We start from the raw sequence: 26287 nt of genomic DNA on the forward strand, positions 1-26287 counted from the left end.
TTAGTTCATAAAAGGTGCATTGTCATCTAAATAGCTCTCATTCTTCAAAATGTCATAATCTAAATTAGATACATTGCCAATGATTTTGGCTGGAACACCAGCAACAATAGAACCCTTCGGTACACTTTTTGTGACAACAGAGTTAGGCGCAACGACCACATTATCTTCAATAATCACGGGCCCAACAATTACACATCCTGGACCTAAGAAAACATCATTTCCGATAACTGGAACCTTTTTATATGGACCTTTTCCAACGACTCTACAGCCAATACCTATCCGACAGCGCTTGCCGATTTTTGCGCCATTAATAATAACAACAGCAACACCTTTTACGACTAGAAACGATCCTTTACCAATATCTGCATCTGGTGGAACTTTCGAGTTGTATAATATGAATATAACGAGTTGAAGTAGCTTTGGTAAAAATGGAACTTTCTTAAGATAGAGCCACCTAGAAATTCGATAGAAAAAGATAGCATTAGGCATTAAAAGTCTAGCTCCTGATATTTTGATTATTAATAAGTATTAACCTGTGTTTTTCTAACAGAGTTCAAATACAACACACTAAAAAGTAAGAGTAGAACTGGAGTCTTCGTTGTTAATGAATTATTTGTAAGACCGACAATCATAAATGTAACAACAACAAGTCTAGATGCTACATCTCCATTTTTAGCAAAATAATATAGTGTTAAAAAGACACATATTGATAAAGGAATCGTCCCCATTAGACCAAATGTAAAAATCCAACCTATAAAGTAATTTTCAATAACATTTATGCCTATATATAACTCTATGGACTCTAGTAATCGGTGACTAGCACCAAAAATCCATTCCGACACTGTCAATTGATCAAAAAGGAAAAATACATCGATACGCGCTGATGCGCTTCCATCAATATAAAGTTTAGACATAATTCTTTCAGTAATACCGGAACCAACGATGATAAAGACAAAGAACATAAAAGCGAAATATCCTAAAAACATAAATAACGCTATCTTTCTTTTATCACCTCTAACCCCTGTCGTTATAAACTTCCAACCACTTGGAATGCAATACAAAATAAACATACATGAGAATATAACTAACGCTGCTCTCCCACCAAAAGCGAATAAACCTAATAGAGTAATCAATATGTAAAGAAAACCAGGTAATAAAGTCCGTTTAAATATTAACAACCCTAAGCTAGCCGTAATCAATGCATTATTAAGTGGATGAGTAAGCAGAGCACTCGAACGAAAGAATGAAAATGCCTGAAAGTCAACATCAACAACACGAGAACTTGTTAAATATTCAAAAATTGCGATCACTGAATTAAGCAATATCAAATATGAAATCAGATTAATAACTTTATCTTTTTGAAAATCATCTAGGCTAGAAAGCAAAGGAATAAACAACATTGGAGCAAGAAAAGTATTGATCAAGTATGCCATTCCAGACGTTCCATGCCTGAAATATCCGTATATAATGACAAATGATAAAGAAAATATAGCAATCCACCATATTTTATTAAATGAACCAAGTCGTTCACAAAACCATGTTGGTCCAAATTTCATTGCTAAAACAGTAAACATACCGAAAATAATATATGTATACAAATGTATTTTAAGTAGCGCAGAACCACCATCCGAAACATAATTAATCCCTAAGTTCTCAAGAAGGTAGCTACCTAAAAAAACAGAAGCTATGATCGCTATTAAAATAGGCACATAGGTATTAACACTTCGCACGTTTTCTTCTCCAATCATTGAAATGACCTCGAACAGAAAAGCTATTCAGTACGATATGAGCACCAGTATATGATAAACAACCAACAGCAACGAGTAATAACAATTTAACTACTGGAATAAATTCAGCCACATAGTACTTAGCACAAAAAATACTTAATGACATAATACTAGATGCAATGACTGTTTGGAGTAAACATTGAGGTAATGGATAACGGTAGCCTAAGAATGTTCCCATACAAAGACTGCATATTGCACCGATAAAAAATGCTATAGCTAAACTCCCTGCCGCACCTAAGGCACCATATTGGGGAATAAGGATGAACGAGAGCACCATTTGAGTGACCAAAGTACAGAATGTCAAAAGTGGCATCCATTTTGTTTTCAATATAAATTGAAAACCATGATCTAAAAAATGACCTCTAATATTTAAAAACCAAGCTGAAAACGCTAAAAGGTAGAATATTTTCAAATCCATTACATGATAGGATTTACCCAAAAACACTTCCACAAATGAAGAAGCAAGTAAGCAAATTCCAATGGTTGCAGGTAGACTTAAGGCGCATAACACACCACCATAATAGCGATGCTGTTGGTAGAGCTTCTCTTTATCATCAACAACTTTAGTTAACTCTGGAAATAATGGTAGTGCAACAATCATAAAAACAAGCGCCATGATACCTAGCAGTAAATTTGCAATAGCGGCATATAGGCCGGCTTGCTCTAAATTAGCAAGAGTGGCTACCAATACTCTATCACTTCGAGACGCTAAAATGCCGAGTAGACCTGAGACCATGAAAGGAATACCATAATTAAGCACTTCCTTACGCATCGGTTTATCTAATTTAAGAGTAAATTTTCCACTATAACCAGCGATAATAATTGAGATAAAATAACTCAACACTAATGCAAAAATTGCAGACAAGATGTGTGCATGCCAATTTAGAATAACAAAACTAGTGATCATAACCAGCATTGCCTGCAAGAATACTGTTCGACGGTATAGCGACACTCGCTCTTCAACTCTGGCACACTCGATTAGATACATATAAATACTTTTACTGATGAGTAATGCATAAATTGCAGAGAAATTGGCCCAAGAAAAATTAGAAAACACCAGCATACAACCAGCGATAACGACACTAGATATTAGTAAATTATAAATTAGCCACCGGGTGGTTTGAGATTGAAAGCAGGGCTTAATATCCGCATCAGAAGTTGAATAAAATCTGATTAGGCAGCTATTTACCCACTGTATTAGTACGGATCTAGCACCTTCGGAGAAAACAAGCAGCATGGCTAATAAGCCATACTCTTTAGGGGTTAAAAAACGAGTTTGAATTGAAATCAGGACAAATAAACTTAGTGCTGAGAATAGTTGTACAGGTGCGTACTTGAAAAGTTTATTGATCACCTTTCTAACTCCCGATACACATTCTGATACTGCTGAACAATGCTATTTGCAGAAAATCGATTAGCCAATAATTCTCGGTCAATTTCATGTGGTTTATTTAAAAAACCCAAGCAGTCTTTTACAAAATTAGTGGCATTTTCTAGATCTACAAACAATACGCCGCTTTCTTTAAAAAATGCATATTGTTCATCTAAAATACCGACTCTGGTAGAAATGAGGGGGAGACCTGTAGCTAACATTTCTAACGGTGCTAATCCAAAAGTTTCTTCTTTAGATAAAAAAATGGCAGCATCAGACTTTTTATACTGTTCAAAAATTTCAGGTTGTGACATAGAACCTAACCAATGAATTTTATTATCAATCATCAAATCGGAGGCTTTACGCTTCAATTCAGCTAAATATGCACTTCCACCGGGTCCAATGACAATAAGCTCTATATCTATATGTTTAGATAATTCGCTCATAAGCTCTATCATTTTGTCAATTTGTTTCCTCGGCGTGATAATTGAGCACGTCACTAACCGGAGAGTTGAATTGTTTACCCCCCTGTCATTACAACCGTTAAAAAACGCATCATCAATAGGATTACCGATTTTTATTATTTTATTTGGATATATTTCTCTTATTGCATCGCAAAGAATATCACCAACACATGTGATCTTATTAGCTAAATGCAATGTTCTACGTGGGAGTATATGTTCAAACAAGATATCATTCATTTTCCCTCTTGGAGTTCTTGCGATTTTTCCATATGAATGAAGTGTTACTACAGATTTGATTCCCGCTTGTAGATACAGAGGTAAACTCAATAGATGGCTATGGACGATATCCGGCTTGAATCGCTTGCAGATTTTATTTAAATGATAATTTTGGAAAAGAAATCCAGGAAGCTTAACCCCGTGAACTTTACCTTTGTTAGGAATAAAGGTTAATGTAACGCGTTCATGCAACTTTTGTTTTTTAAAAAGTTCAACATCTGAGACTCCAACCTTGATGGCAAGTATTTCATAAATATAGCCATCAGGGGGATTTTCAGCCAAGAAACGGACAATTTGTTGGCAAACACTATCGACACCACCAGTATTCTCATTCCCCCATTTAACCGTGCTGAGAGGAACGACAAGCAATATTTTCCTCATCATCCTTCCTTTTTCAGATATGGGTTTTGTATATAACGGCAAACACTTCCTTGATTGAGTACTCGGCCTGGATTACCGACAACAACGCCATATTCCGGTATATCTTTTACCACCACACAGCCTGCGCCGATTTCAACACCATTGGCAATATGCACTGATTCAACGATAGTAACGTGAGGACCTATGTAAACATTATCGCCAATCGTTGCCGCTTTACTGTGATTAGAACCAACCACAGTAAAAGGACTCAAATTGCAATTAGCACCAATTTTTGCCGTACTGTTAATAATTATCCCAGTACCATGCCCTAGGTATAACCCAGGGCCAACATTGGTTTCTTTCGGTATTTGTATTTGGTATCTAATGGATAGATTTTTATGCATTAGCCTAGCAAATGAACGTAGGAGATAATTCTTACTTCGGCATAATCGGAACCAAAACATATACTTAAAGCCAGGGTTAAACATCATGTTCTTGATGAGTAACCCCGTCGACAACTTCCCTGTATGACGATACAGATCAGCCTTAATTAGATCGAATGCTGAACTCAAGCAACCACACCTCTTGTATCAATCACTACTTTTTTCGCAAATGCTGTTTTATCCGCTTCTTTAAAATCTCTGTGATCAACTAATACTACAACGATGTTTGCTAATTCTAGCGCTTGCTCTAGTGATACAAGTTCGACACCGTTTTCTGCTAGTTTGTTTGGTAATGAATGAATGTTTGGCTCTACCGCAAGAATTTGACCAATATCATCCTGCGCTAGGTGAGTTGTAATATCTAATGCTGGGCTTTCACGTAAATCATCAATATCTGCTTTGAAAGCAAGACCTAAACATGCAATAACCGGTTTTTTAAATTGGTCTGCGGCCTGTTTAACTTGGTCAATAACCCAGTGTGGTTTGCCATCATTAACATGTCTTGCTGCCGCGATCAGTTTTGCTTCTTCCGGACAGCTGTTAACAATAAACCACGGGTCAACAGCGATACAGTGACCACCTACACCCGGTCCAGGGTTCAAAATGTTCACTCGAGGGTGGCGATTAGCCAGTTTAATCAATTCCCACACATTGATTTTTAATTTCTCACTAATCAAAGACAGCTCGTTAGCAAAGGCAATATTAACATCGCGGAATGAGTTTTCTGTTAGCTTGGCCATTTCTGCTGTACGTGAATTGGTGACAATACACTCGCCTTTGACGAACGTCTTATACAGTGACATCGCTTTTTCGCTACACGATTTGCTCATCCCACCAATGACACGGTCATTACTCACTAATTCTTGTAAGACATAACCTGGCAATACACGTTCTGGACAGTGCGCAATTTTGATATCGGCCGCATCGCCTTTATGCTGTGGGAAGGTTAAATCAGGACGTGCTTCTGCTAACCAAGCGGAAAGTTTTTCCGTAGCACCAACTGGAGAAGTACTTTCAAGTACCACTAAGTTGCCTTTTTCGATCACAGGTGCAATCGCTTTTGCTGCGGCTTCAATATAGCTAAGATCAGGTTCGTGATTATCCCCTTTGAATGGGGTTGGAACCGCCACCATAAATGCATCGGCTGGCTCTGGTGTTGTGGTTGCTTTTAGTTTGCCGGTCATGACCGCACTGCGAACCACGATATCTAGATCGGGTTCAACGATGTGGATTTCACCTTTGTTGATGGTATCAACCGCATGTTGATTAACGTCAACACCAATAACTTCAATACCACGAGAAGCAATGACGGCAGCCGTTGGTAAACCGATATAACCTAGACCAATTACTGATACTTTATTAAACATCTTATTTCCTTAAATCTTTATAGTGCTAAAACGTCTGCAATACGCTGACAGGCTTGGCCATCACCGTATGGATTATGTGCTTGACTCATCAATTGGTAAGCATCTTGATCTGAGAGCAACTTACTCAATTCATCGCAAATCAGCTGAGTATTGGTTCCCACCAATTTAACCGTACCTGCGCTCACTGCTTCTGGTCTTTCGGTAGTATCTCGCATCACAAGTACCGGTTTACCTAGTGATGGTGCTTCTTCTTGAATGCCGCCGGAGTCGGTTAGGATGATGTGAGCTCGGTCCATCAAGTAAACAAATGGTAGATACTGTTGCGGTTCGATTAAGAATATATTGTCGACACCACGTAATAGACGATTCACTGGTTCTTGAACATTAGGGTTAAGATGTACAGGATAGAGAATTTGGCTATCTGGATGCTTCTTCGCAGTTGTAAGCAATGCTTCACAAATACGTTCAAAACCATCACCAAAACTTTCACGACGGTGGCCTGTCACGAGGATCAATTTTTTCTCTTTATCCAGCATTGGAAAATGGTGTTCCAACGTTGCTTTGAGATCGGCTTCACTGTGAATTTTATTTCTAATCATAAACAGTGCATCGATGACGGTATTACCTGTGATATAGATATTCTCGTCAGCGTAATTTTCATCTAATAGGTTTTGTTTTGACGTTTCTGTCGGTGCAAAGTGATATTGAGTTAACGAGCCTGTTAATTTTCGATTTGCTTCTTCTGGCCAAGGAGAATAAATATTTCCGGTACGCAAACCCGCTTCAACATGCCCAACCGCAATTTGTTGATAATAACTGGCTAGTGATGTAGCAAAAGTTGTCGCTGTATCACCGTGAACCAACACTACATCCGGTTGAAACTCTTTTAGCACACCTTCCATACCGACTAAAATTTTGGTGGTAACTGTGGTTAGCGTCTGACCTGGTTCCATAATATTGAGGTCAAAATCTGGCGTGACTTCAAATAAATCGAGCACCTGATCAAGCATTTCTCTGTGCTGCCCCGTGACACAAACTTTTGTTTCAAAACGCTCATCTTGCTTTAACTGATGGACCAATGGCGCCATTTTGATCGCTTCAGGTCTTGTACCAAATGCAATTAGAATTTTTTTCACTTTCTCTATTTCCTATAATTAAAGCCAAGAGACATTTTAGAACCAGGTTCAATGCCACTTCTTTGTAAACCCAACTGATTGATGGTGATTTTAAGCACGCTACCGCCACTAGATGTCGCCTCTAGACTGCGTCTTTAAACCCATTATTTTTAATAAACTGGCCTTATATAAGGCGCAAAAAAACCTATTCCCATACGCTCTGCATGGAAAGTAATTCATTTTGTAAAGCCGCTACTGCTTTATATGTTGGGGAGTAAAAATATTATCTGAAATATAAAATCCGCTATGTTGTTACACAAAGCCGCATCTCACTTTCCTTGAATTGATCGTACTTGGAAATATACTCAATGATGTCTTGAGCCCCGCTATCTATAAGTTCAAGAACTTGCTCAAACTTACGAACATTTCCTTGATAAGGATCTGGAATTTCGGTGACACCAATATGGCTATGCGCTAAAAAGAGGGAAAGTTTGTATCGATATTCTGCCGGGCAAATATCAACAAGATCCGCTAGGTTTGCTTTATCACTGGCAAAGATGAAATCAAATTTCTCGAAATCCTCGACGCAGATTTGTCGAGCTCGCATACCAGACATAACCAAGCCTCGCTGATTTGCGACGAAAACAGCTTTAGGATCAGGTGCTTTGCCAACTTGGAAGTTAACTGTACCAGCACTCTCTACGGTTAAATCGATTCCGCATTGTTGCGCTTTTTGGCGTAAAACAGCTTCAGCAAGGGGAGAACGGCATATATTACCCATGCATACTATGAGAATAGAGCGTCTTTTATTGTCCATGATGTTTACTGATGCATTCACTTCAATGTGTCACTATTGGTTTATGTTTGAAAGCGATGAGTAGAGTATCTCAAGATGGCAATAAATGGGTGTCTCAAAAATGAGCCTACCTTTAATTAAACCAAGGATGTATTTCAGAATAGTCATTTCATTATTTTGATGGATTATTTACACAATCATCAACTAGTTGAAATGTCGATTATAGTTACAGGTATATTAGCGAAAGCTATAGAATTACTGCGCTGAAAATAGAATGTCGAAAGTTGTAATCATTAACCATTTTAAAGACAAAAAAAGAGCCTGCGTTATACAGGCTCAACATATTTATTAGTGGATACTTCTTGTTTTGATATCTTGAGAAAGTTCTTTATTCAACTCAGCTTCAACATGGCCAGGTGACTGGGTCGATGCGGAGATCAATCGGTACATTGCTGGTATCACAAACAGTGTCACTAAAGTAGCGAAACCCATTCCAAATAGAATAACTGTCCCGACAGCAACTCGGCTTTCATAGCCAGCACCAGTAGAGATAATTAAAGGAATAGAACCTGCTAAAGTAGTAAAAGCAGTCATCATAATCGGTCTTAAACGACGTGCAGATGCATCGATGATCGCTTTTTCAAACTCTACCCCTTTATCACGCAGTTGGTTAGCAAACTCCACAATCAATATTCCGTTTTTAGTGACCATACCAATCAGCATGATCATCCCAATTTGACTATAGATATTCATACCTTGGTTCATAATGAACAGGCCAAGAAAACCACCAAATACCCCCATCGGAACGGTTAGCATCACAACCAAAGGGTTAATAAAGCTTTCAAACTGCGCTGCTAGCACTAAGTAAGCCACCAGCAATGCCAGTGCAAAGACAATGGCAACGCTCGATTGATTCTCTTTATAGTCTTTGGATTCTCCCGAATAACTAATTGAAATATCACTTGGTAGTATTTCTACTGCTTTTTGATCGAGGAAATCTAGTGCCTCACCTAGCGTATAACCGTCTAATAAGTTAGCGGTTATCGTGACCGACTTCTGCTTGTTGTAGTGCGCAAGACGAATGGATGATGCGACTTCTTCTATTTTAGTAACAGCATCTAAGGTGACCAATTCACCCGATGCCGTTCGCATGTATATTTGACTTAGATCCGAGGCATTATTAAAACTATTTTCATCACCACGTAAATAGACGTCATACTCTTCACCACGCTCAACAAAGGTAGTTTCATTTTTACCTCCGAGCATCACTTCCAAGGTATCGGAAATATCAGCAACACTAATACCTAACTCGGCCGCACGCTGTTTATCAACCGTTACCACAAGCTCTGGTGTTTTCTCGGAGTAATTAGTATCCGCGCCTTCCATATAAGGCGAATTTTCGGCTTCGACTTCTAACAACTCAGCCCATTTTTTAAGCTCTGGGTAATCTGACCCACCCAGCACAAATTGAACAGGTTCGCTCGAACCACCTCGGAAACCAGGCATAAATGGAAAAACACGCACGTCTGGGATACCAGCCAGTGATTTTCTCACCTCACCTAGTGCTTGCTGCGCTGTCAGACTGCGCTGATCCCAATCATCCAAAATCATGATCACAAAACCCGTTTGGTCACCAGCATTACCACCAAAGGCGGGAGATTGAATACTGAAAGATTTTAAAAAACCTTGACCAAGCAGCGGCATTAAACGCTCTTCAACCAAATCCATATTGGCAGACATTCGGTTATAACTGGTCGCATCCGCTCCACGTACAAAAGCAAAAATAACACCACGGTCTTCTGACGGAGTTAACTGCGATGGTACTTTTTGCATTAAGACATAACTGCCGCCAATACAAGCCAAAATCACAATTGGGGCGACCCATTTCCAATTTATCGCCACACGTAATGCGGATTTATAGCCACCTTCTAAGTGCCCGAAAAGACGATCAACAAATTGGTTAAAACGATTTGGTTTTACGTTTACTTTTAGAATCTTACTGCCCAACACAGGTGTTAATGTCAAAGCAATCAGCGACGAGAAAATAACCGACATCGCAAGCAATACCGAAAATTCGGTGAAGAGTAATCCAACCATTCCGTCCATAAACGAAATAGGCAAGAACACCATCACTAATACTAATGTTGTCGCAATAACGGCAAACCCTACTTCACGAGTCCCTTTATAGGCTGCTAACAGAGGTTTTTCACCATTTTCGATATGGTGGAAGATATTTTCGACTACCACGATCGCATCATCAACTACCAAACCAATCGATAAAATCAACGCCATCAAGGTTATCAAGTTGATTGAGAAACCAAAGTAGTATGCCGCAATAAAAGAAGAAATAAGTGAAACTGGTACAGTCACCGCTGGAATTAAGGTCGCGCGGACTTGCCCAATAAAAATATAGAGCACGAGGATAACCAAGCCACCGGTAATAAAAAGCGTGCTATAAACCTCAGATATTGAACGCTCAATAAAAACAGTTGAATCGTAATCGATCGCGAGACGAGTACCTTTGGGTAAAAACTGCTGAATATCATCCACTTCTTTGTGGACACGCTGAGCAACCTCTAAAGGGTTCGCATCAGACTGAGCCACAATCCCCATACTCACGTTCACCACACCATCACTTTTGAAAGTGGAGTTTTCGTTCTCGGCACCAATAAACACATCCGCCACATCTTTTAGATAGATAGGAGTATTATCACTGGAACGCTTAACAACTAAGTACTCAAAGTCTTGCGCGGTTTTGTAAGAGCGAGCGGTTCTGACTGACATCACCGTCGAATCATTACGAACTTCCCCCCCTGGGCTTTCAATATTCTCACTGCGCAGTGCACTCGATATATCGGAAGTCGTCACGCCACGACCAGCCATCAGTTCAGGCTTGAGCTTAACGTACATCACTTTATACAAACCACCAGACACATCAACCGAGCTCACGCCCGAAATCAAACTGAAACGGTCAATCAATACTCGTTCTATATAGTCGGTTAGCTGAGTACGATCCATTTCTGAAGAACTAAGGTTGATGTATAAAGACGCTTCACCTGAACCATTATTCTTATAGACGGTAGGATCATCGGCTTCATCGGGTAGTGAACGTTGCGCCCTTGCGACCGCATCACGAATATCGCTGACACCAGTATTGAGATCATATCCCAGCTCAAACGTTACAGTAATGCGAGACATACCATTGCGCGTCGTCGACTCAATCTCATCAATGCCGCTAATACCTGCTAATTGATCTTCAAGTACCGAGGTAATTTGGCTTTCAATGATGGTGGCCGATGCACCTTCATAACGGGTACTGATAGAAACCACGGGGCTTTCAATATCCGGCATTTCTCGTACCGAGAGCTTGGAGAATGAAACGATACCAAACACACACAGCAACAAACTTAACACAACAGCAGCAACGGGGCGTTTTACAGAAACATCAGACAACCACATTATTTGTCACCTTTCGCTACTGGCGTGCCATCGGTATTAACTTCCATCACGCTGACCCCATTACGCATGTTAACAATACCTTGTACAACAATTTTATCGCCAATCTGTAAGCCTTTATCAATCACCACTTGGTTTTCAATACGTGCCCCTAACCACACTTCTGTACGTTGCGCTTTATTCTCTTGATCAACAACGTAGACGTAGCGCTTAGTACCCGAGTATTCGAGAGCTTGTACCGGAATGATCGGTGCTTCGATAGCAGGGAAATCCAATTTTGCAGACAAAAGCATGCCAGGTTTAAGTTGACGATCTTGATTTGCAAAGTGGATTCGAACGCGTAAATTCAATGTTTCACTGTTGATTCTTGAATCCACACCAACCACTTTGCCTTCAAAGGTTTTATCTGGCCATGCATTACTTTTAGCTGTTACCTGCATATTTTTATGAATCATCGACAAATAACGTTCAGGTACCAAAATATCGAGCTGCATAATGGAAAGGTTATCCAAGGTAATTAATTCTGTTCCGGCACTGACCATTTTACCCAAACTGAAATCCACAAACCCGACGGTGCCACTAAAAGGAGCCTCAATATGTAAGTCTTTTAAATTGGCATTGGCAGCATCGAGCCGCGCTTGAGCAATTTCCACACTCGCTTTTTGAGCGTCAATTTCCGTTTGTGTAATGGCATTGCGAGAAACAAGGCGTTCAAACTCTTTGAGCTTACGCTGTTCATCTTTCAAATACGCTTTCGCTTCTGAAACCGCGGCTTTCGCTTTGTCATCATTCAATTGGATTAATAGCTGACCTTTTTTGACCTCTTGGTTCGCTTTAATCGCAATACTATCAACCTTACCTGACACTTCAGACGAGATGATCACCGACTGCTCGGCTTGTAACTTACCAATTAAAGATAGTGATTGAGACACTTGATGAGTCGCCACTTGTTCGGTAACGACAGCGACCGCTTGTGCTTTCTTAGGTGCTTGCGCTGCCAATGCAGTTTGAGGTGCAGCCAACAAAGCGATAATAATCAATGAGAGAACGGACGTATTTTTCATGTTTTTATTCAATAGTTAGAGACTGAGGGTATTGTAACGACTTATACGGTATTCAAACGTCAAGGAGTGTAAATCTGATCAAATAAGTGCTATCTACATCATGATTTGAGTATTCAACACACAGCACATATGCTGTTTTAGATAGCTTTCTGTTGCTAAAATCACTCATTACGCGCTTCTTTGTCCAAAAAGGCAGCATTCGATTCGAAATCATAAGAAAAAGTCTTTACACAAAGAGCGAGTTTGCTATGATGCGCTCCGCACTTGAGCAATGCGTTGGGAAAACGTTGTTTAAGTATGCTTTAAGAGCATAAAAAATACCCCTGGAGGGGTTCCCGAGTGGCCAAAGGGAGCAGACTGTAAATCTGCCGGCTCCGCCTTCGATGGTTCGAATCCGTCCCCCTCCACCATATTCTTCTCGTAAGAGAAAACCTCAATTGAATCGTTGGGAAAACTTCAGTTGAGCCTATTTTTAGAATAGGAAAAACCCCTGGAGGGGTTCCCGAGTGGCCAAAGGGAGCAGACTGTAAATCTGCCGGCTCCGCCTTCGATGGTTCGAATCCGTCCCCCTCCACCATATTCTCTCGTAAGAGAAACCTTAATTGAATCGTTGGGAAAACTTCAATTGAGCCTATTTTTAGAATAGGAAAACACCCTGGAGGGGTTCCCGAGTGGCCAAAGGGAGCAGACTGTAAATCTGCCGGCTCCGCCTTCGATGGTTCGAATCCGTCCCCCTCCACCATATTCTCTCGTGAGAGAAACCTTGATTGAATCGTTGGGAAAACTTCAATTAAGCCTATTTTTAGAATAGGAAAACACCCAGGAGGGGTTCCCGAGTGGCCAAAGGGAGCAGACTGTAAATCTGCCGGCTCCGCCTTCGATGGTTCGAATCCGTCCCCCTCCACCATCTATCAAAGCCTGCTCATTGAGCAGGCTTTTTTTTATTGCTGTATTTCATAGAATATAGGCGACAAAAAAGGCTTCAAGTCATTAAACTTGAAGCCTGAAAGATTGGTCCTAGAGGGAAAAGACTCAATCAGGATTAAAAATCAACCAAGATGATTCGAGTTTCATAAGGTCGCAATATTTGATGTGCAAGCACTTTCGATGAATTGAATCTGCTGTAATTACCAAGCAAATATTTCGCTTTTTCGAGTGGTAATTCTACTGGCAGTACACACTCTTCTTCTCGGTCGTAATAATTGTTAATGCAGATAAGTGCTTGTTTCTTGTCCTGGCGCTTATACGCGAAAATCGCGGGGTGTTCTGGGAGTAAATCGACATAATCACCGCTGGTGATCACCGGAATCTCTTTTCGCAGAGCAATTAAACGTTGGTAGAAATAAAACACCGAATGTTTATCTTCTAATGCACGCTCTGCATTAACTTGTCGGTAGTTCTCAGCCACTTCTAGCCACGGTTTTACGGAGCTAAAGCCAGCAAACGCTTTGCCATTCCACTGCATCGGCGTTCGTGAGTTATCACGCGATTTCTGCGCCAAAATAGCGATCATATCGTCATGACTAACACCTTTTTGATGCACCATGATGTCATACATGTTGGTACTCTCGACATCTTGGTACTGGGAAATGGAAGTGTAGCCGGGGTTCGTCATACCAATTTCTTCACCTTGGTAAACATAAGGTGTTCCTTGCATCATATGCACTGAAGCCGCGAGCATTTTTGCTGATTCGACTCGGTAATGTTTGCTATCTCCCAAACGGCTAACAATGCGTGGTTGGTCATGATTACACCAAAATAACGCGCCCCACCCTTTGCCATTTAACCCTACCTGCCAATGGTTAAAGATCCGCTTAAGCTGTAAAAAATCAAAAGGAGCATTGGTCCATTTATCACCATTTGAATAATCCACTTTCAAATGATGAAAGTTAAAGACCATCGATAACTCTTTGCCGTCTAAACGTGAATATTGCTGGCAATGCTCTAAGGTCGTCGACGACATTTCGCCAACCGTGACGCTACCGTATTGCTGGAACACGGCTTGGCTTATCTCTTGTAGATATTCGTGAACTCGCGGCCCATCAGTATAAAAACGACGACCATCACCGCAGTCATCACTTGGGAAATCTTGCTGTTTAGAGATAAGGTTAATTACATCGAGGCGAAAGCCATCGACGCCCTTCTTCGCCCAAAAATCAATGACCTGTTTAACTTCGTCGCGCACTTTGGGGTTTTCCCAATTGAGATCAGCTTGCTCTTTGGCAAATAAATGCAGGTAGTATTGACCGGTCACGTCATCTAATGCCCAAGCACTGCCACCGAATTTCGATTGCCAATTATTGGGTACATCACCATCGATTGGGTCTTTCCAAATATAGTAATCTCGATAAGGGCTCGATTTATCCCCCAAAGCCGACTGAAACCACGCATGTGCAGTAGAGGTATGGTTAACCACAATATCCATAATAATACGGATACCTTTTTGATGGGCTTGCGCGAGCAGATCATCAAAGTCTTGCATGCAGCCAAACTCTGGATTCACATCATAGTAGTCAGAAATATCATAGCCGTTATCTACCATTGGTGATGAGTAGATTGGGGTTAACCAAATCGCATCAATGCCCAAGGTTTGCAGATAATCGAGCTTAGAGATAATTCCTCGGATATCTCCCGTACCTTTACTTCCACTATCACAAAAGCTTTTAGGATAAATTTGATAAATGGTGGCCGTTTTCCACCAATTAGCATCGATATTCATTGAAGAATTAATAATTGTCATCAAACAAACTCACTTACAAAAATGACAATGAACAACAACAAATGCCGTTGCTCATAAAAAATTATGCTGCTACAGGTTCCAATTCGCCTTTCATTTGCGCGCGTTTATAAAGGAAAAGCGTCAAAAATGCAGGGATGATCATCGCCACTAGCATAGCGACTGCATAGATACCCCAATATTGTGGCTGAATAGAGAGAATGCCTGGCAATCCACCAACACCGATACCATTTGCCATCACACCTGCGCTACCACAAATAGCCGCCGCGACAGCGCTACCAATCATTGCGCTCAACATCGGAAATTTATACTTCAAGTTGATCCCATACATCGCAGGCTCAGTGACACCAAGATAAGCAGAAATAGCGGCAGGAACGGAAATATCACGCTCGCCGTGCTTTTTACTGATGATAATGATGCCCACTACAGCAGAAGCTTGTGCAATATTTGACAGTGCAATCAATGGCCAAATCGGTGTTCCACCTAATTCTTGCATTAACTGTAGGTCAACGGCGTTGGTTGTATGGTGAATCCCGGTAATCACCAGTGGTGCGTATAAGAAGCCAAAAACCATTGAACCGATTACAGCAAAATCACCGGTCATTGCCGCTTTAGCCGCAAAGGCTACGCCATTACCCAATACACGACCAAATGGCCCGATCAATGCGTGCGCTAAAATCACCGATAGAATGATCGATACAAATGGCACCACCACCAGATATAAATAAGCAGGAACAATTCGTTTCAAATTGGTTTCAATAAAGGCCAATGCCACACCAGCCAACATCGCAGGAATAACTTGTGCCTGATAACCTACTTTTTCAATAACAAATAACCCGAAGTCCCATACCTCTGGTACTTGCTTACCGATTAAATAGGCATTCATCAATTGAGGAGAGACCAACGTCACACCAAGCGTAATACCTAAAATTGGCGTCCCCCCCAGTTTCTTGACCGTCGACCAACACACACCGACAGGTAGGAAGAAGAAAATAGCCTCGCCAATCAGCCATAAGAAAGAGTGGACAGTGGCCCAAAACTGGCTGATCTCGACTAGAGTTTTACCATCGAACATTCGAATGTCACCAATGACATTACGAAAACCGAGGATCAAACCACCGGTGATAATTGCAGGAAGCAGGGGAACAAAAATTTCAGCAAGGTGTGAGATCCCACGCTCTAAAAAGTTCATATTCTGACGAGCAGCTTGCTTCGCTTCATCTTTGGATGATGCATCTTTACCGGCTAACTCGATTAAAACCGCATACACATCATCTACTTCAGTCCCAATAACCACTTGAAACTGACCGGCATTAGTGAAGCAGCCCTTGACGAGGCTCATTGCCTCAAGCCCTTTTGGGTCTGCTTTATCCGTATCATTCAATACAAAGCGCAAACGAGTCAAACAGTGACTCACACTCGCAATATTCTCTTTTCCACCCACCAGCTCGATAATACGAGCAACATCTTGCTTCGCTATTTTGGCCATACCCTTGTCCACCCTATATTGGAATTTTGTTTATTGTTCTCTTTAGTGGGAACATTCCCACCAATGCGGAAATATTGGCATAAATAATAAAAGACCAAAATGGGAACAGTCCCATAAATTGAATGTGATCACAGAGTAATTTTAATTCACATGATTAAAGAATAAGTTACTTGATCAAAGGTAATTGTGTGATACGCACACAATTGGTTTCACCGTTTAATTGAGAAACCAGAAGATTAGCCGCTTTTTTACCAGCTTGGCTGTAACCTGGATCGATACTGTAAACATTAGGAAATAGGAATGACAACAGTTCATTACCGCCAACTCCCGTCACTGTGATGTCATCGCGTCCCAACTCTTGAAGACGCTTGATAACCCCAAGAGCTAAAGTATCACTCGCACAAACAATGGCTTGAGTTTCAGCACAAAGCACCTCATCAACAAGTTGGTAGGCACTTTCATGATGTAAACGACCAGTACGATAATGTGGAGAATGGCCGTTGAGTTGACACCATTTCAGATAAGATTCTAGTCGTAAACTGCCCGTGGTTTTATCACTAGGATCCACCCCAATGTAGGCAATATTCTCAATACCCTGCTCGCTTAAATGTCTCAACGCACCTTGAATGATTGCATCGTTATCATAGTTTATTGATGATACACATTCCGTATCCATAGAGATAACCACTGCCCGTGAGGTCCATAGACTTAATTGATCAACATCGAGATCGGTAAACCCAAAAACAATCACCCCATCGACATTGCGTTTTCGCAGTACTTCAAGATGCTCATTGGTTTTATAACGATCGAATTGGCTTTCCATGATCACTACATCATAGCCATGTTGATAAAGTGATTGCAAAATGTTGCCGACAACTCGGTTCTCTGATGGAGAATCAAGACGAGAGATAATGACCCCGATAACTTTCTGGCTGCCACCGCGCATCAATTGAGCAGACTTTGATGGGACATAACCAGAATCTTGAATCACACGTTCTACTTTAGCTCTGGTTTCCGGTTTCACTTTAGGATCGTTGGTAAGAACCCGAGACACCGTTGACTTACCAACACCAGAAAGCTTTGCGATATCCAAAATAGTGAGTTTTCTGCTCATGCTGACCTATTAAATGAAGAAGATAAAACGGCGTTAGCACAACCGTATTAGAGAAAATTATTGAATTTTACACGCTTTATAAAACGTAGAACTCAATTCGAGGGTCGCTCCATCACCTTTGGTATGCAGCATTACCGATTGAGGATTGCTTTTATCATCAAGTACATATTTAACACCCGATGCAGCAGGAACTTGAAGCAGAGTGTATTGTTTGCCACCGACCCGTAAAAGCGCTGATTGTTGATCCGGGTAAGAAACATCAAACGAGCCACCAGCAGCACATTGATAATGCTGCAACAAAGGAGCATCACTACCTGTCAACGTTTGTGAACACCCCGCTAATAATAATGTTGCCGATAAAAATACAAATAAGCCATTCTTCATATCAACTCCAATAAAAAAGGCCACACAGTGACCTTCATTAGCTACTTAGCCAAAAAAGCTGGAACCTCTCGGATACTATCAAGTACAACCGAGGCTAATGCTTCGCCTTGTTCAGTTACTGGTTTTCCGGTTCGTACTAAAATCTTGGTACCAACGCCTGCGGCTTCTGCAGCCATCATATCTTCCGCTTTATCGCCCACCATCACAGACTTCTCCATATCAATCTTGAGAAAGTCTCGCGCAGAGATAAACATACCGGGTTTTGGCTTACGGCAGTCGCAATCTTCTTTGTACTTACCTTGACCATGTTCTGCATGGTGAGGACAGTAATAAAAGCCGTCAAATTCAACCCCGTGATCAACAAAGTTCCAATCCATCCATTGCGTCAACGACAAGAAACGATCTTCGCTGAATTTACCACGCGCAATGCCTGATTGGTTTGTAACTAAGACCAACATATAGCCCATGTCTTGTAACTTCTTCGTTGCTTCAAACACACCATCAATAAACTCGAAGTCATGTTCATCATGCACATAACCATGGTCCACGTTGATCACGCCATCGCGATCTAAAAACACTGCTGGTTTAGCCAAAATTACTCTCTCATTTCGGGAATCTGCAACAATTATTGCACGCTTTATTTCTTTCATCACTACCTAATTACTTTATGGTTTAACCGCTACAACCATTTAGACGTCTAGACGTAAAAATATCTATTGACTTAAATCAAATTAAGCCATAGCATCGTCTACAAAGTGAGATAGAGTTCAAGATTTTATTCTGTTATCCCTGCACAGGTTTTCCCATGATTCAAATTAGTCAAGTCAATAAGGTGTTCTATCAAGGCACTAAACAAATTAATGCGTTGAAAGATATCAATCTTCACATTAAGCAAGGCACTATTTTTGGTGTTATCGGTTCTTCGGGTGCGGGGAAAAGTACACTGATCCGTTGCGTTAACATGTTAGAAGCCCCAACAACTGGCTCTGTGATTGTTGACGGTGTTGATCTCACTAAATTAAGTAAGTCTGAATTGAGTAAAGCTCGTCGAAACATCGGGATGATTTTCCAGCATTTCAATCTACTTTCATCTCGAACGGTATTTGCCAATGTCGCTCTACCACTAGAGCTTGCAGGAATAGACAAATCAGCAATCGATAATAAAGTGACTGAGTTACTGCAATTAGTAGGTTTGGCTGATAAACGGGATACTTATCCAGCGAATCTTAGTGGTGGTCAAAAACAGCGTGTTGCTATTGCTCGCGCTCTGGCTTCAGACCCTAAGGTTCTATTGTGCGATGAAGCGACCAGTGCTCTAGACCCTGCGACTACCCAATCAATTTTAGAGTTGTTAAAAGAGATCAACCGTTCGCTAAACATCACTATATTGCTGATCACCCATGAAATGGATGTGGTTAAAAGCATTTGTCATGAAGTGGCGATCATCGGTGATGGTGAGTTGGTAGAAAAAGGCACTGTGGGTGAAATTTTCGCACACCCTAAAACAACCTTAGCGCACCAATTTATTCGCTCAACGTTGGATCTTTCTATTCCTGAAGATTATCAAGTACGCTTGCAATCAACTCGTGTCGCAAACAGTTATCCTTTAGTTCGTTTAGAGTTCACCGGAGCTACCGTTGATGCGCCATTGATGACACAAATTGCTCGCAAATTTAATATTGATGTCAGCATTTTGAGTTCAGACTTAGATTACGCAGGCGGCGTAAAATTCGGCATGATGGTCGCTGAGTTATTTGGCAATGAAGCAGATGATAATGCTGCGTTAGAGTTTCTTCGTGAAAACAATGTAAAAGTAGAGGTACTTGGTTATGTCCTTTAATACAGTGACAGATTGGTTAAGCTTAAATGGCGATCTCCTACTGATGGCGACATGGCAAACACTTTACATGGTCGCCGTTGCAGGGATTGTTGGTTTTGCTGTCGGTATTCCGCTAGGGGTAATTTTACACACCAGTAAAAAAGGCGGACTGCTAGAGAACACCAAACTTAATAGCATTCTCGGTGCGGTTGTGAATGTCGGACGCTCTGTGCCTTTCCTAGTGTTGATGGTTGCCATTATCCCTGTTACTAAATTACTGGTTGGCACCTTTATTGGTACTACCGCAGCAATTGTTCCTCTCACCATTGGCGCCATTCCATTTGTCGCTCGCTTGATTGAAAGTGCGTTACTGGAAGTCCCTACAGGCCTTGTTGAGGCAGCGCAATCGATGGGCGCTACACCAATGCAGATCATTCGGAAAGTATTGCTTCCTGAAGCGCTACCAACCATTGTTAATTCTATCACTATTACACTGGTGACTTTGGTTAGCTACTCAGCGATGGCCGGTACTGTCGGCGGCGGTGGCTTAGGTGATGTTGCTATTCGCTATGGTTTCCACCGTTACGATATTGGCATCATGGCAGTCACCGTAGTGATGTTGATTGTGCTCGTGCAAATTATTCAGTCGATCGGTGACACTTTCGTTCGCCGCGTCGATCACAGATAAATCATACTAAAAACAAACACAGATTCATTTTATAACAAGGAGTTAATTATGAAATTTAGCCTTAAGGGTTTACTTACCATCGCCGTCTCGGCTTCGGCACTTGTGCTTGCTGGCTGTGGTGAAAAAGCGGTAGATAACAGCAAAATCAGAGTGGGTGTTATTGCTGGTGCTGAAGCTCAAGTTGCTGAAGTTGCAGCTAAAGTCGCCAAAGAAAAATACAACCTGGATGTTGAGCTAGTAACATTTACTGATTATGTAACACCCAATGCTGCTTTAGATGATGGCTCTATCGACATCAACGCATTCCAACACAAACCATATCTAGATCAACAGATTACTGACCGTGGTTATAAATTGGCGATTGCAGGCAATACTTTTGTTTACCCAATTGCTGGTTACTCAAAGCAAGTTAAATCCGTCGATGAAATTCAAGATGGCTCACGCATTGCTGTACCGAACGACCCAACAAACCTTGGCCGCTCTTTACTGTTACTGCAACAACAAGGTCTGATCACCTTGCGTGAGGGTGCTGGTCTTCTAGCAACAGTGCGTGACATCGTTGCCAACCCAAAAAACATCACGATTATTGAACTTGATGCAGCTCAACTTCCCCGTTCACTGGATGATGTAGCGCTATCAATTATCAACACTACTTACGCTAGCTCAATCAACTTAACGCCAGAAAAAGATGGTGTATTTGTTGAAGATAAAGAGTCACCGTATGTGAACTTAATTGTGGCTCGTGAAGATAACGCACAGGCAGAAAATGTCACTAATTTCGTCAAAGCGTACCAGACGGATGAAGTATACCAAGCTGCATCTCAAATCTTTGCTGGCGGTGCCGTTAAAGGTTGGTAATCGCAGTATGAGTGAAAGCTCTATGCGCAAAAAAACCAAAGCCGATACACAATGTATCGGCTTTTTCATATCTGACGGTTGTTAATAGACGAATAAAATCACTCAGGCTACTTAATATGATCCCAAGACATATTAGACACTATGCGGCACTCATCGCATTTGAAATGGAAGATATCGTGCTCGGGTTCATCTAATAACCATTCGCCCCCACACTTTGGACACTTACGCGCTTGTTCATCAGCCAAGCTTTTACCACCAACACGATATTGATAATAATAAGTAGGAATTTGCGTTAAATATTCAATACGACCGCGAAGATCCCAACCGCGTATAAACAACACACTATCGGTATCGCATATCTCATGTAGAGCGGCGTGCTCGGCTCTACATCCACCAGCCATTTGAATTTCATCACACGCTTGCCACTCGGTTTGCCACTTGATCACCGCTTTGTGATCACCATTTAAGGTTGGAGGGTTACGGTACAACGGAATAGGCAACAGTGTTTCACCACTGCGTAATGGCGAGCAGGTATGTACATAAGTGGTATAAAGAATTTGCCAGCTAGGCGACTCCTCTTCTGCCGCCTGCTCAGAATTTAAGTCTCGCCCTAACAAGCGAGCCTTGGGGGAAAGTAAACTGGCATCAGCTAAACGATTCAAGCACACCTTAACAAAATCAGAATGATACTTAGGGTGCAGACTGTCTTCCTCTGGGCAGACAACTCGTACAAAAAACTCGCCATCGCCCATTACGATAGGAAACTCACGGCCAAGTACTTGTCCATTGTAGCGAAGCGCATCCATCAATCCATTAATGGCTTTATCCACTGCAGAGACCGTGGTGTTATCAAAACATTCAAACTGTAATTCGACGACGTACATGGTTACACCACTGGCTCAAGGTTGGCTAAAAACTCAGCAATATTTTCAGCAAGTACATCACGCTTGTCAGTTCCTAACCGCTCTAGAATTACATTACCCGATAAGTTGCAGATCGAGATCACATCCAATTCGGCATCTGTCGCTGCAATAAATATCGTTGGTTTTAGCTTTAAACGGCGCTGAGTCACTAAATGCCCGAGAATATTTTCCTGTAAGCGTACAAAGTCATCCTCACTCCACACTTGCAGTAACGCAAGCTCATTGCCTTGCCATGCCGCCTGCATATCAGCACAAAACTGTACACCATAAAATGCTTTAATATCATTATGCAATGCCAGTTCTATCGCGGCTTCAACATTACTAAAATCGGCTTGATGTTCACGTACAATCGCTTTCCACGCCACACTATCGGCATGCTTAACCGCAACACAAGGGGAATCAAAATCAACCAACTCCTCACTACGAGGTAACTCACCATGTTTGCTTTGGTAGGTTTCAAGATAACGCTGAGTAAACGAGAGTAAGGCTTGATCGGCAGTTTGAGCCATGAAATTCTCCATTATTAGAGCTCTACAGTCTTGTTTAATGACAGAAACCATAGGATTGCGTAAAATTCCGCTTATTCTAATCGAATTGACTTTAAAAGTATGAGCAAATATTCAGACGCGAAAGAGTTAGCAGGGTTAACTCTCGGAAAAAAAACCGAATACGCCAACCAATATGATCCAAGCCTATTGCAACCAGTACCACGTAGCCTAAACCGAAACGATCTCGCTTTAGGAGATACGCTACCCTTTAAAGGTTGTGATATCTGGACCTTGTATGAGCTCTCTTGGCTCAATGATAAAGGGCTACCTCAAGTAGCGATTGGTGATGTGGCTATACCAGCAACGAGCGCCAATTTGATTGAATCAAAGTCATTCAAGCTATATCTCAACAGCTATAATCAAACCAAAATTGGCACTTGGGAAGAAGTGCAACAGCGTTTGATTGACGATTTATCCAACTGCGCAGGTGAACCGGTAAGCGTCACACTGCACCCAGTACAACGCTATACTGAACAAGCGATTGTCAGTATGCTAGGTGACTGCATTGATGACCAAGATATTGAAATCAGCAGTTATGATTTTGATGCGAGCTTGCTTGAAGATTCAGCTCAAGGTGACATCGTTGAAGAGTCACTGCATAGCCATTTATTAAAATCTAATTGCTTGATTACCAACCAACCAGACTGGGGTAGCGTGGAGATCCAGTATCAGGGTCAACAAATCAATCGTGAAGCTCTGCTACGCTATATCGTCTCATTTCGTGAACATAATGAGTTCCACGAACAGTGTGTTGAACGGATTTTTAGCGATATCATGCACTACTGCAAGCCAAGCCGTTTAACCGTATATGCCAGGTATACTCGTCGTGGCGGTTTGGATATCAACCCATATCGCTCAACACAACACGATAAGCCAGCACACAACCAACGCATGGCTCGCCAATAAAAGGATTAACACTAGGATGAACAACGTGCGCTGGACGTTTTTACTCAGTTTGCTTGTAGCTCTGTTCCCATTGGCTACTCAGGCGACGATTTACACATCGCCGACACTTAATGAAGCCAATGGATTGGTTGACATTTCACCCAATCAAGCCAAAAGCCTTACTACTCAGTATCTAAACCAGCGCAAATTGGCCGATAAAACAGAAAAAAATCCGTCAACGATTTCCAGAGACGAAACCGACAGTAGAATAAGAACACCTGGCAGCACGGTCGATGCTTTACAAATTTTGGCTCAGGCAGAATTTAACCTGCGCAACTTCAATGCTGCAATACAAACACTCAATCAAGCCGAGTTGCTGACTCGACAATATCAATTGTCTTATCTTGAATTGGACGTAGAAATATTAAAGACCCGCCTTATTTGGCAAAACAGTGGTGATGCTAGCGCCGCACGTGAAGCCCTTAGAAGCATTACAGCAAAGTATGATTCAATAAAAAACGCAGACCAGCTGGCTAAAGGCATTGACTATAAAATCACCCTACTCAGAGCTGAAATCGCCTCCAAAGCCTATGATATTGAACTTGCCAATAAACTGTTCGCTGACTTAAAACCTTATGTCGATACTTTGCAGTCTCCAAAACCAATTATCGAGTATCACCTAGTGGTCGGCGGGCACTACCTTGATCATGGTTTTTATAATCTTGCGCTGTCAGAGCTGTTGATCTCTTACTGGAGCGCAATTGAAAGCAACTCCAGCGCATTACTTGCCAAAACCAATACCCGACTCGCCCAACTATTTTTTGAGCGAAAAGTGCTTGATAAAGCGATTACATACTTATCTCAAGCTGCTGATTTTTATGATAACTATAAAGACTCACCGGTTCTGGCTGATGTTTTACAGCGCATGGGAGATATCTACTACCAACAAAGTAAATATAATTTAGCGCTGGTTCACTATTTTAACGTTATCGATCATGAAAATAGCCGCAATGATATGGAAAAAATTATCGAAGTCCGTATAAGTCTGGCTGCCACTTACTTGAATTTGTACAACTTTACGTTGACCGAACAATACCTATCGCGCGCTGAGCAGTTACTGACGATTTCTGATGTACCACGACTAAAAGCTCACACCTTACTACTGCATGCCGGCTTAGCTTTTCATCAAAATCAAGCATCGTTGGTGCTATCTAATGCGCAACAAGCATTAGAGATCGGCAATAAAATTAAAGATGCTGATATTCAAGAAAAAGCATATCAACTACTGTCTCTCGGTTATGAGCAAAATGGTCAGTACACGAAAGCACTAGAAAATATCAAACGCGGTAACACCTTATCGAAAATCCGCCAAGAAAAGCTCAATCAAATCAGTGAAGAAGCCTTTCGCCAACAAAAAGAGTTCATCGAACAAACTTTGCATTTGGTCGGTCAAGAAAAAGCACTGCTACAAACTCAAGAAGAATACAGAAAATTCCAAAAAATTGCCTTTGTACTCTTTATGCTCTCAGTGGTGCTATTTCTATTTTTACTGCGCCGAGGCTACATCATCCAACGTCAAGATGAAGAGATCGATGAATTAAATAGCAATTTATTTACCCATTCACGTTCACGACTGCGTAACCTACGAATGCTTAATGCCAAACTGCCTTCTTCACTGCAAAAAAGCAGCCGCAATTTCGAACAGTGGCATATCGGAGAGTTGATCCACGAACCTCTCAATGATCGTCTGCGCTTTGTGATGGTTGATGTGCCCTTCCTACGCAATATGTATTTGCAACATGGTTACTCGGTTGGGTTAGAGCTGGAACATCAATTTGGTGAGTTTTTAAAATCAAAAGTAGCCGACCCTGCTCGTATCTATCACTTTTGTGATGCTAATCTTTTGTATATTGAACCCAATATTGATCGCAATACACCACCAGAAAACGCGTTTAAACAGCTCCAAGGCTGGATTAATGAATTTCAACCAGAACGTCGATTGAATCGTATTATTCGAATGGGGATCGCAGATTACCCATTCTTACCTAGAGCTTATACGGCTATTAATGATAAAGAATTACTGGATATCCTGTTAATGGCAACCAGTGTTGCTCGAGAATTGAGTATGAAAGAAGGTGTTAGTCAGTGGGTCTACCTAAAAGCCATTGATAACGCTCCGGCAGCAAGCTTTGCTTCCAGCAATATTCGAAAATCTTGTAAACATGCGATCAACCAAGGGTTAATTAAGGTGCATTCTTCTTATAAGAATGAGGAGAGCATCAAAAAACTCTTAAAAGATGGGTAATTACTAAACATTCAATGCGTTAAAGCAGTGACGTGGT

General features: G+C 41.4%; 22 protein-coding genes and 4 tRNA genes. 9 read left to right on the top strand and 17 right to left on the bottom strand.

The window, feature by feature from the left end; translation table 11 throughout:
* The 10 genes from MCT08_RS11410 to MCT08_RS11455 all read right to left on the bottom strand — a co-directional run bounded on the left by MCT08_RS11410 (window position 1) and on the right by MCT08_RS11455 (window position 12500).
* Complete coding sequence (locus tag MCT08_RS11410; RefSeq protein ID WP_053310299.1) at window positions 1-489, bottom strand: serine O-acetyltransferase; 489 nt, start codon at window positions 487-489, stop codon at window positions 1-3.
* Between the two features lie 29 nt (window positions 490-518).
* Entirely contained in the window at window positions 519-1748 is a 1230-nt protein-coding gene (locus MCT08_RS11415) for a VpsF family polysaccharide biosynthesis protein (RefSeq protein WP_216835519.1), read from the bottom strand.
* Complete coding sequence (locus tag MCT08_RS11420; protein ID WP_274678442.1) at window positions 1717-3141, bottom strand: lipopolysaccharide biosynthesis protein; 1425 nt, start codon at window positions 3139-3141, stop codon at window positions 1717-1719. The genes MCT08_RS11415 and MCT08_RS11420 overlap by 32 nt, the downstream gene beginning before the upstream one ends.
* The gene (locus MCT08_RS11425) at window positions 3138-4283 is read right to left on the bottom strand and encodes a VpsD family glycosyltransferase (RefSeq protein ID WP_274678443.1); all 1146 of its coding nucleotides are present in this window, start codon (window positions 4281-4283) and stop codon (window positions 3138-3140) included. The genes MCT08_RS11420 and MCT08_RS11425 overlap by 4 nt, the downstream gene beginning before the upstream one ends.
* Window positions 4280-4831 carry a serine O-acetyltransferase gene (locus MCT08_RS11430; RefSeq protein ID WP_261917100.1) on the bottom strand — a complete coding sequence of 184 codons (552 nt, stop codon included), beginning with the start codon at window positions 4829-4831 and terminating at the stop codon, window positions 4280-4282. The genes MCT08_RS11425 and MCT08_RS11430 overlap by 4 nt, the downstream gene beginning before the upstream one ends.
* A complete protein-coding gene (vpsB, locus tag MCT08_RS11435) occupies window positions 4828-6069 on the bottom strand; it encodes a UDP-N-acetyl-D-mannosamine dehydrogenase VpsB (RefSeq protein ID WP_053310303.1) in 1242 nt (413 codons plus the stop codon). Before vpsB ends, MCT08_RS11430 begins: the two co-directional genes overlap by 4 nt.
* A 17-nt stretch (window positions 6070-6086) precedes the next feature.
* Window positions 6087-7205, bottom strand: a complete 1119-nt coding sequence (wecB, locus tag MCT08_RS11440; protein ID WP_080996335.1) for a non-hydrolyzing UDP-N-acetylglucosamine 2-epimerase — start codon at window positions 7203-7205, stop codon at window positions 6087-6089.
* Between the two features lie 283 nt (window positions 7206-7488).
* Entirely contained in the window at window positions 7489-8001 is a 513-nt protein-coding gene (locus tag MCT08_RS11445; RefSeq protein ID WP_053310305.1) for a low molecular weight protein-tyrosine-phosphatase, read from the bottom strand.
* Window positions 8002-8328: 327 nt separating this feature from the next.
* The gene (gene vexH / locus MCT08_RS11450) at window positions 8329-11439 is read right to left on the bottom strand and encodes a vibriobactin export RND transporter permease subunit VexH (protein WP_274678445.1); all 3111 of its coding nucleotides are present in this window, start codon (window positions 11437-11439) and stop codon (window positions 8329-8331) included.
* Window positions 11439-12500: an efflux RND transporter periplasmic adaptor subunit gene (locus MCT08_RS11455; protein WP_274678446.1), complete on the bottom strand. Its 1062-nt coding sequence runs from the start codon at window positions 12498-12500 to the stop codon at window positions 11439-11441. The genes vexH and MCT08_RS11455 overlap by 1 nt, the downstream gene beginning before the upstream one ends.
* A gap of 325 nt (window positions 12501-12825) precedes the next feature.
* Between MCT08_RS11455 and MCT08_RS11460 the strand changes: the two genes are divergently transcribed.
* The 4 genes from MCT08_RS11460 (at window position 12826) to MCT08_RS11475 (ending at window position 13407) form a co-directional block, all read left to right on the top strand.
* Window positions 12826-12910: transfer RNA gene (locus tag MCT08_RS11460), tRNA-Tyr, on the top strand.
* An 82-nt stretch (window positions 12911-12992) separates the two neighbouring features.
* Window positions 12993-13077, top strand: a tRNA-Tyr gene (locus MCT08_RS11465).
* An 80-nt stretch (window positions 13078-13157) separates the two neighbouring features.
* Window positions 13158-13242, top strand: a tRNA-Tyr gene (locus MCT08_RS11470).
* A gap of 80 nt (window positions 13243-13322) precedes the next feature.
* Window positions 13323-13407, top strand: a tRNA-Tyr gene (locus MCT08_RS11475).
* Between the two features lie 135 nt (window positions 13408-13542).
* On the opposite strand, the gene treC is transcribed toward MCT08_RS11475, so the two are convergent.
* From treC to gmhB, 5 genes are all read right to left on the bottom strand, one after another.
* The gene (gene treC / locus MCT08_RS11480; protein WP_274678447.1) at window positions 13543-15240 is read right to left on the bottom strand and encodes an alpha,alpha-phosphotrehalase; all 1698 of its coding nucleotides are present in this window, start codon (window positions 15238-15240) and stop codon (window positions 13543-13545) included.
* A gap of 61 nt (window positions 15241-15301) precedes the next feature.
* Window positions 15302-16726: a PTS trehalose transporter subunit IIBC gene (treB, locus tag MCT08_RS11485; RefSeq protein WP_274676784.1), complete on the bottom strand. Its 1425-nt coding sequence runs from the start codon at window positions 16724-16726 to the stop codon at window positions 15302-15304.
* 166 nt (window positions 16727-16892) lie between these two features.
* Window positions 16893-17840 (bottom strand): trehalose operon repressor TreR, encoded by a 948-nt coding sequence (treR, locus tag MCT08_RS11490; protein ID WP_274678448.1) that lies wholly within the window; start codon window positions 17838-17840, stop codon window positions 16893-16895.
* A 57-nt stretch (window positions 17841-17897) separates the two neighbouring features.
* Window positions 17898-18224, bottom strand: a complete 327-nt coding sequence (locus MCT08_RS11495; protein WP_274678449.1) for an MliC family protein — start codon at window positions 18222-18224, stop codon at window positions 17898-17900.
* Window positions 18225-18265: 41 nt separating this feature from the next.
* Entirely contained in the window at window positions 18266-18817 is a 552-nt protein-coding gene (gene gmhB / locus MCT08_RS11500) for a D-glycero-beta-D-manno-heptose 1,7-bisphosphate 7-phosphatase (protein ID WP_053310459.1), read from the bottom strand.
* 212 nt (window positions 18818-19029) lie between these two features.
* On the opposite strand from gmhB, the gene metN reads away from it, so the two are divergent.
* Genes metN through MCT08_RS11515 form a run of 3 tightly spaced genes read left to right on the top strand, consistent with a single transcriptional unit; the run spans window position 19030 to window position 21589 of the window.
* Window positions 19030-20064 carry a methionine ABC transporter ATP-binding protein MetN gene (gene metN, locus MCT08_RS11505; RefSeq protein WP_274672900.1) on the top strand — a complete coding sequence of 345 codons (1035 nt, stop codon included), beginning with the start codon at window positions 19030-19032 and terminating at the stop codon, window positions 20062-20064.
* On the top strand, window positions 20054-20731 hold the full coding sequence (locus MCT08_RS11510; RefSeq protein WP_053310313.1) for a methionine ABC transporter permease: 678 nt from the start codon (window positions 20054-20056) through the stop codon (window positions 20729-20731). The genes metN and MCT08_RS11510 overlap by 11 nt, the downstream gene beginning before the upstream one ends.
* Before the next feature lie 48 nt (window positions 20732-20779).
* Window positions 20780-21589, top strand: coding sequence for a MetQ/NlpA family lipoprotein (locus tag MCT08_RS11515; protein WP_274678450.1), 810 nt, complete (start codon window positions 20780-20782; stop codon window positions 21587-21589).
* Window positions 21590-21696: 107 nt separating this feature from the next.
* Here MCT08_RS11515 and MCT08_RS11520 read toward each other — a convergent pair whose 3' ends face one another.
* Entirely contained in the window at window positions 21697-22473 is a 777-nt protein-coding gene (locus MCT08_RS11520; RefSeq protein ID WP_168522972.1) for a Zn-ribbon-containing protein, read from the bottom strand.
* Between the two features lie 2 nt (window positions 22474-22475).
* Complete coding sequence (gene syd / locus MCT08_RS11525) at window positions 22476-23021, bottom strand: SecY-interacting protein (RefSeq protein WP_261915738.1); 546 nt, start codon at window positions 23019-23021, stop codon at window positions 22476-22478.
* A 99-nt stretch (window positions 23022-23120) separates the two neighbouring features.
* Here syd and queF point away from each other — a divergent pair, with 99 nt between their 5' ends.
* Both queF and MCT08_RS11535 read left to right on the top strand, forming a co-directional pair.
* Window positions 23121-23966: an NADPH-dependent 7-cyano-7-deazaguanine reductase QueF gene (gene queF, locus MCT08_RS11530; RefSeq protein WP_053310317.1), complete on the top strand. Its 846-nt coding sequence runs from the start codon at window positions 23121-23123 to the stop codon at window positions 23964-23966.
* A 16-nt stretch (window positions 23967-23982) separates the two neighbouring features.
* Window positions 23983-26250, top strand: a complete 2268-nt coding sequence (locus tag MCT08_RS11535) for a tetratricopeptide repeat protein (RefSeq protein WP_274678451.1) — start codon at window positions 23983-23985, stop codon at window positions 26248-26250.
* Window positions 26251-26287: the final 37 nt, after the last annotated feature.

This window comes from Vibrio aestuarianus (genome assembly GCF_028858425.1).
Lineage (GTDB): Bacteria > Pseudomonadota > Gammaproteobacteria > Enterobacterales > Vibrionaceae > Vibrio > Vibrio aestuarianus.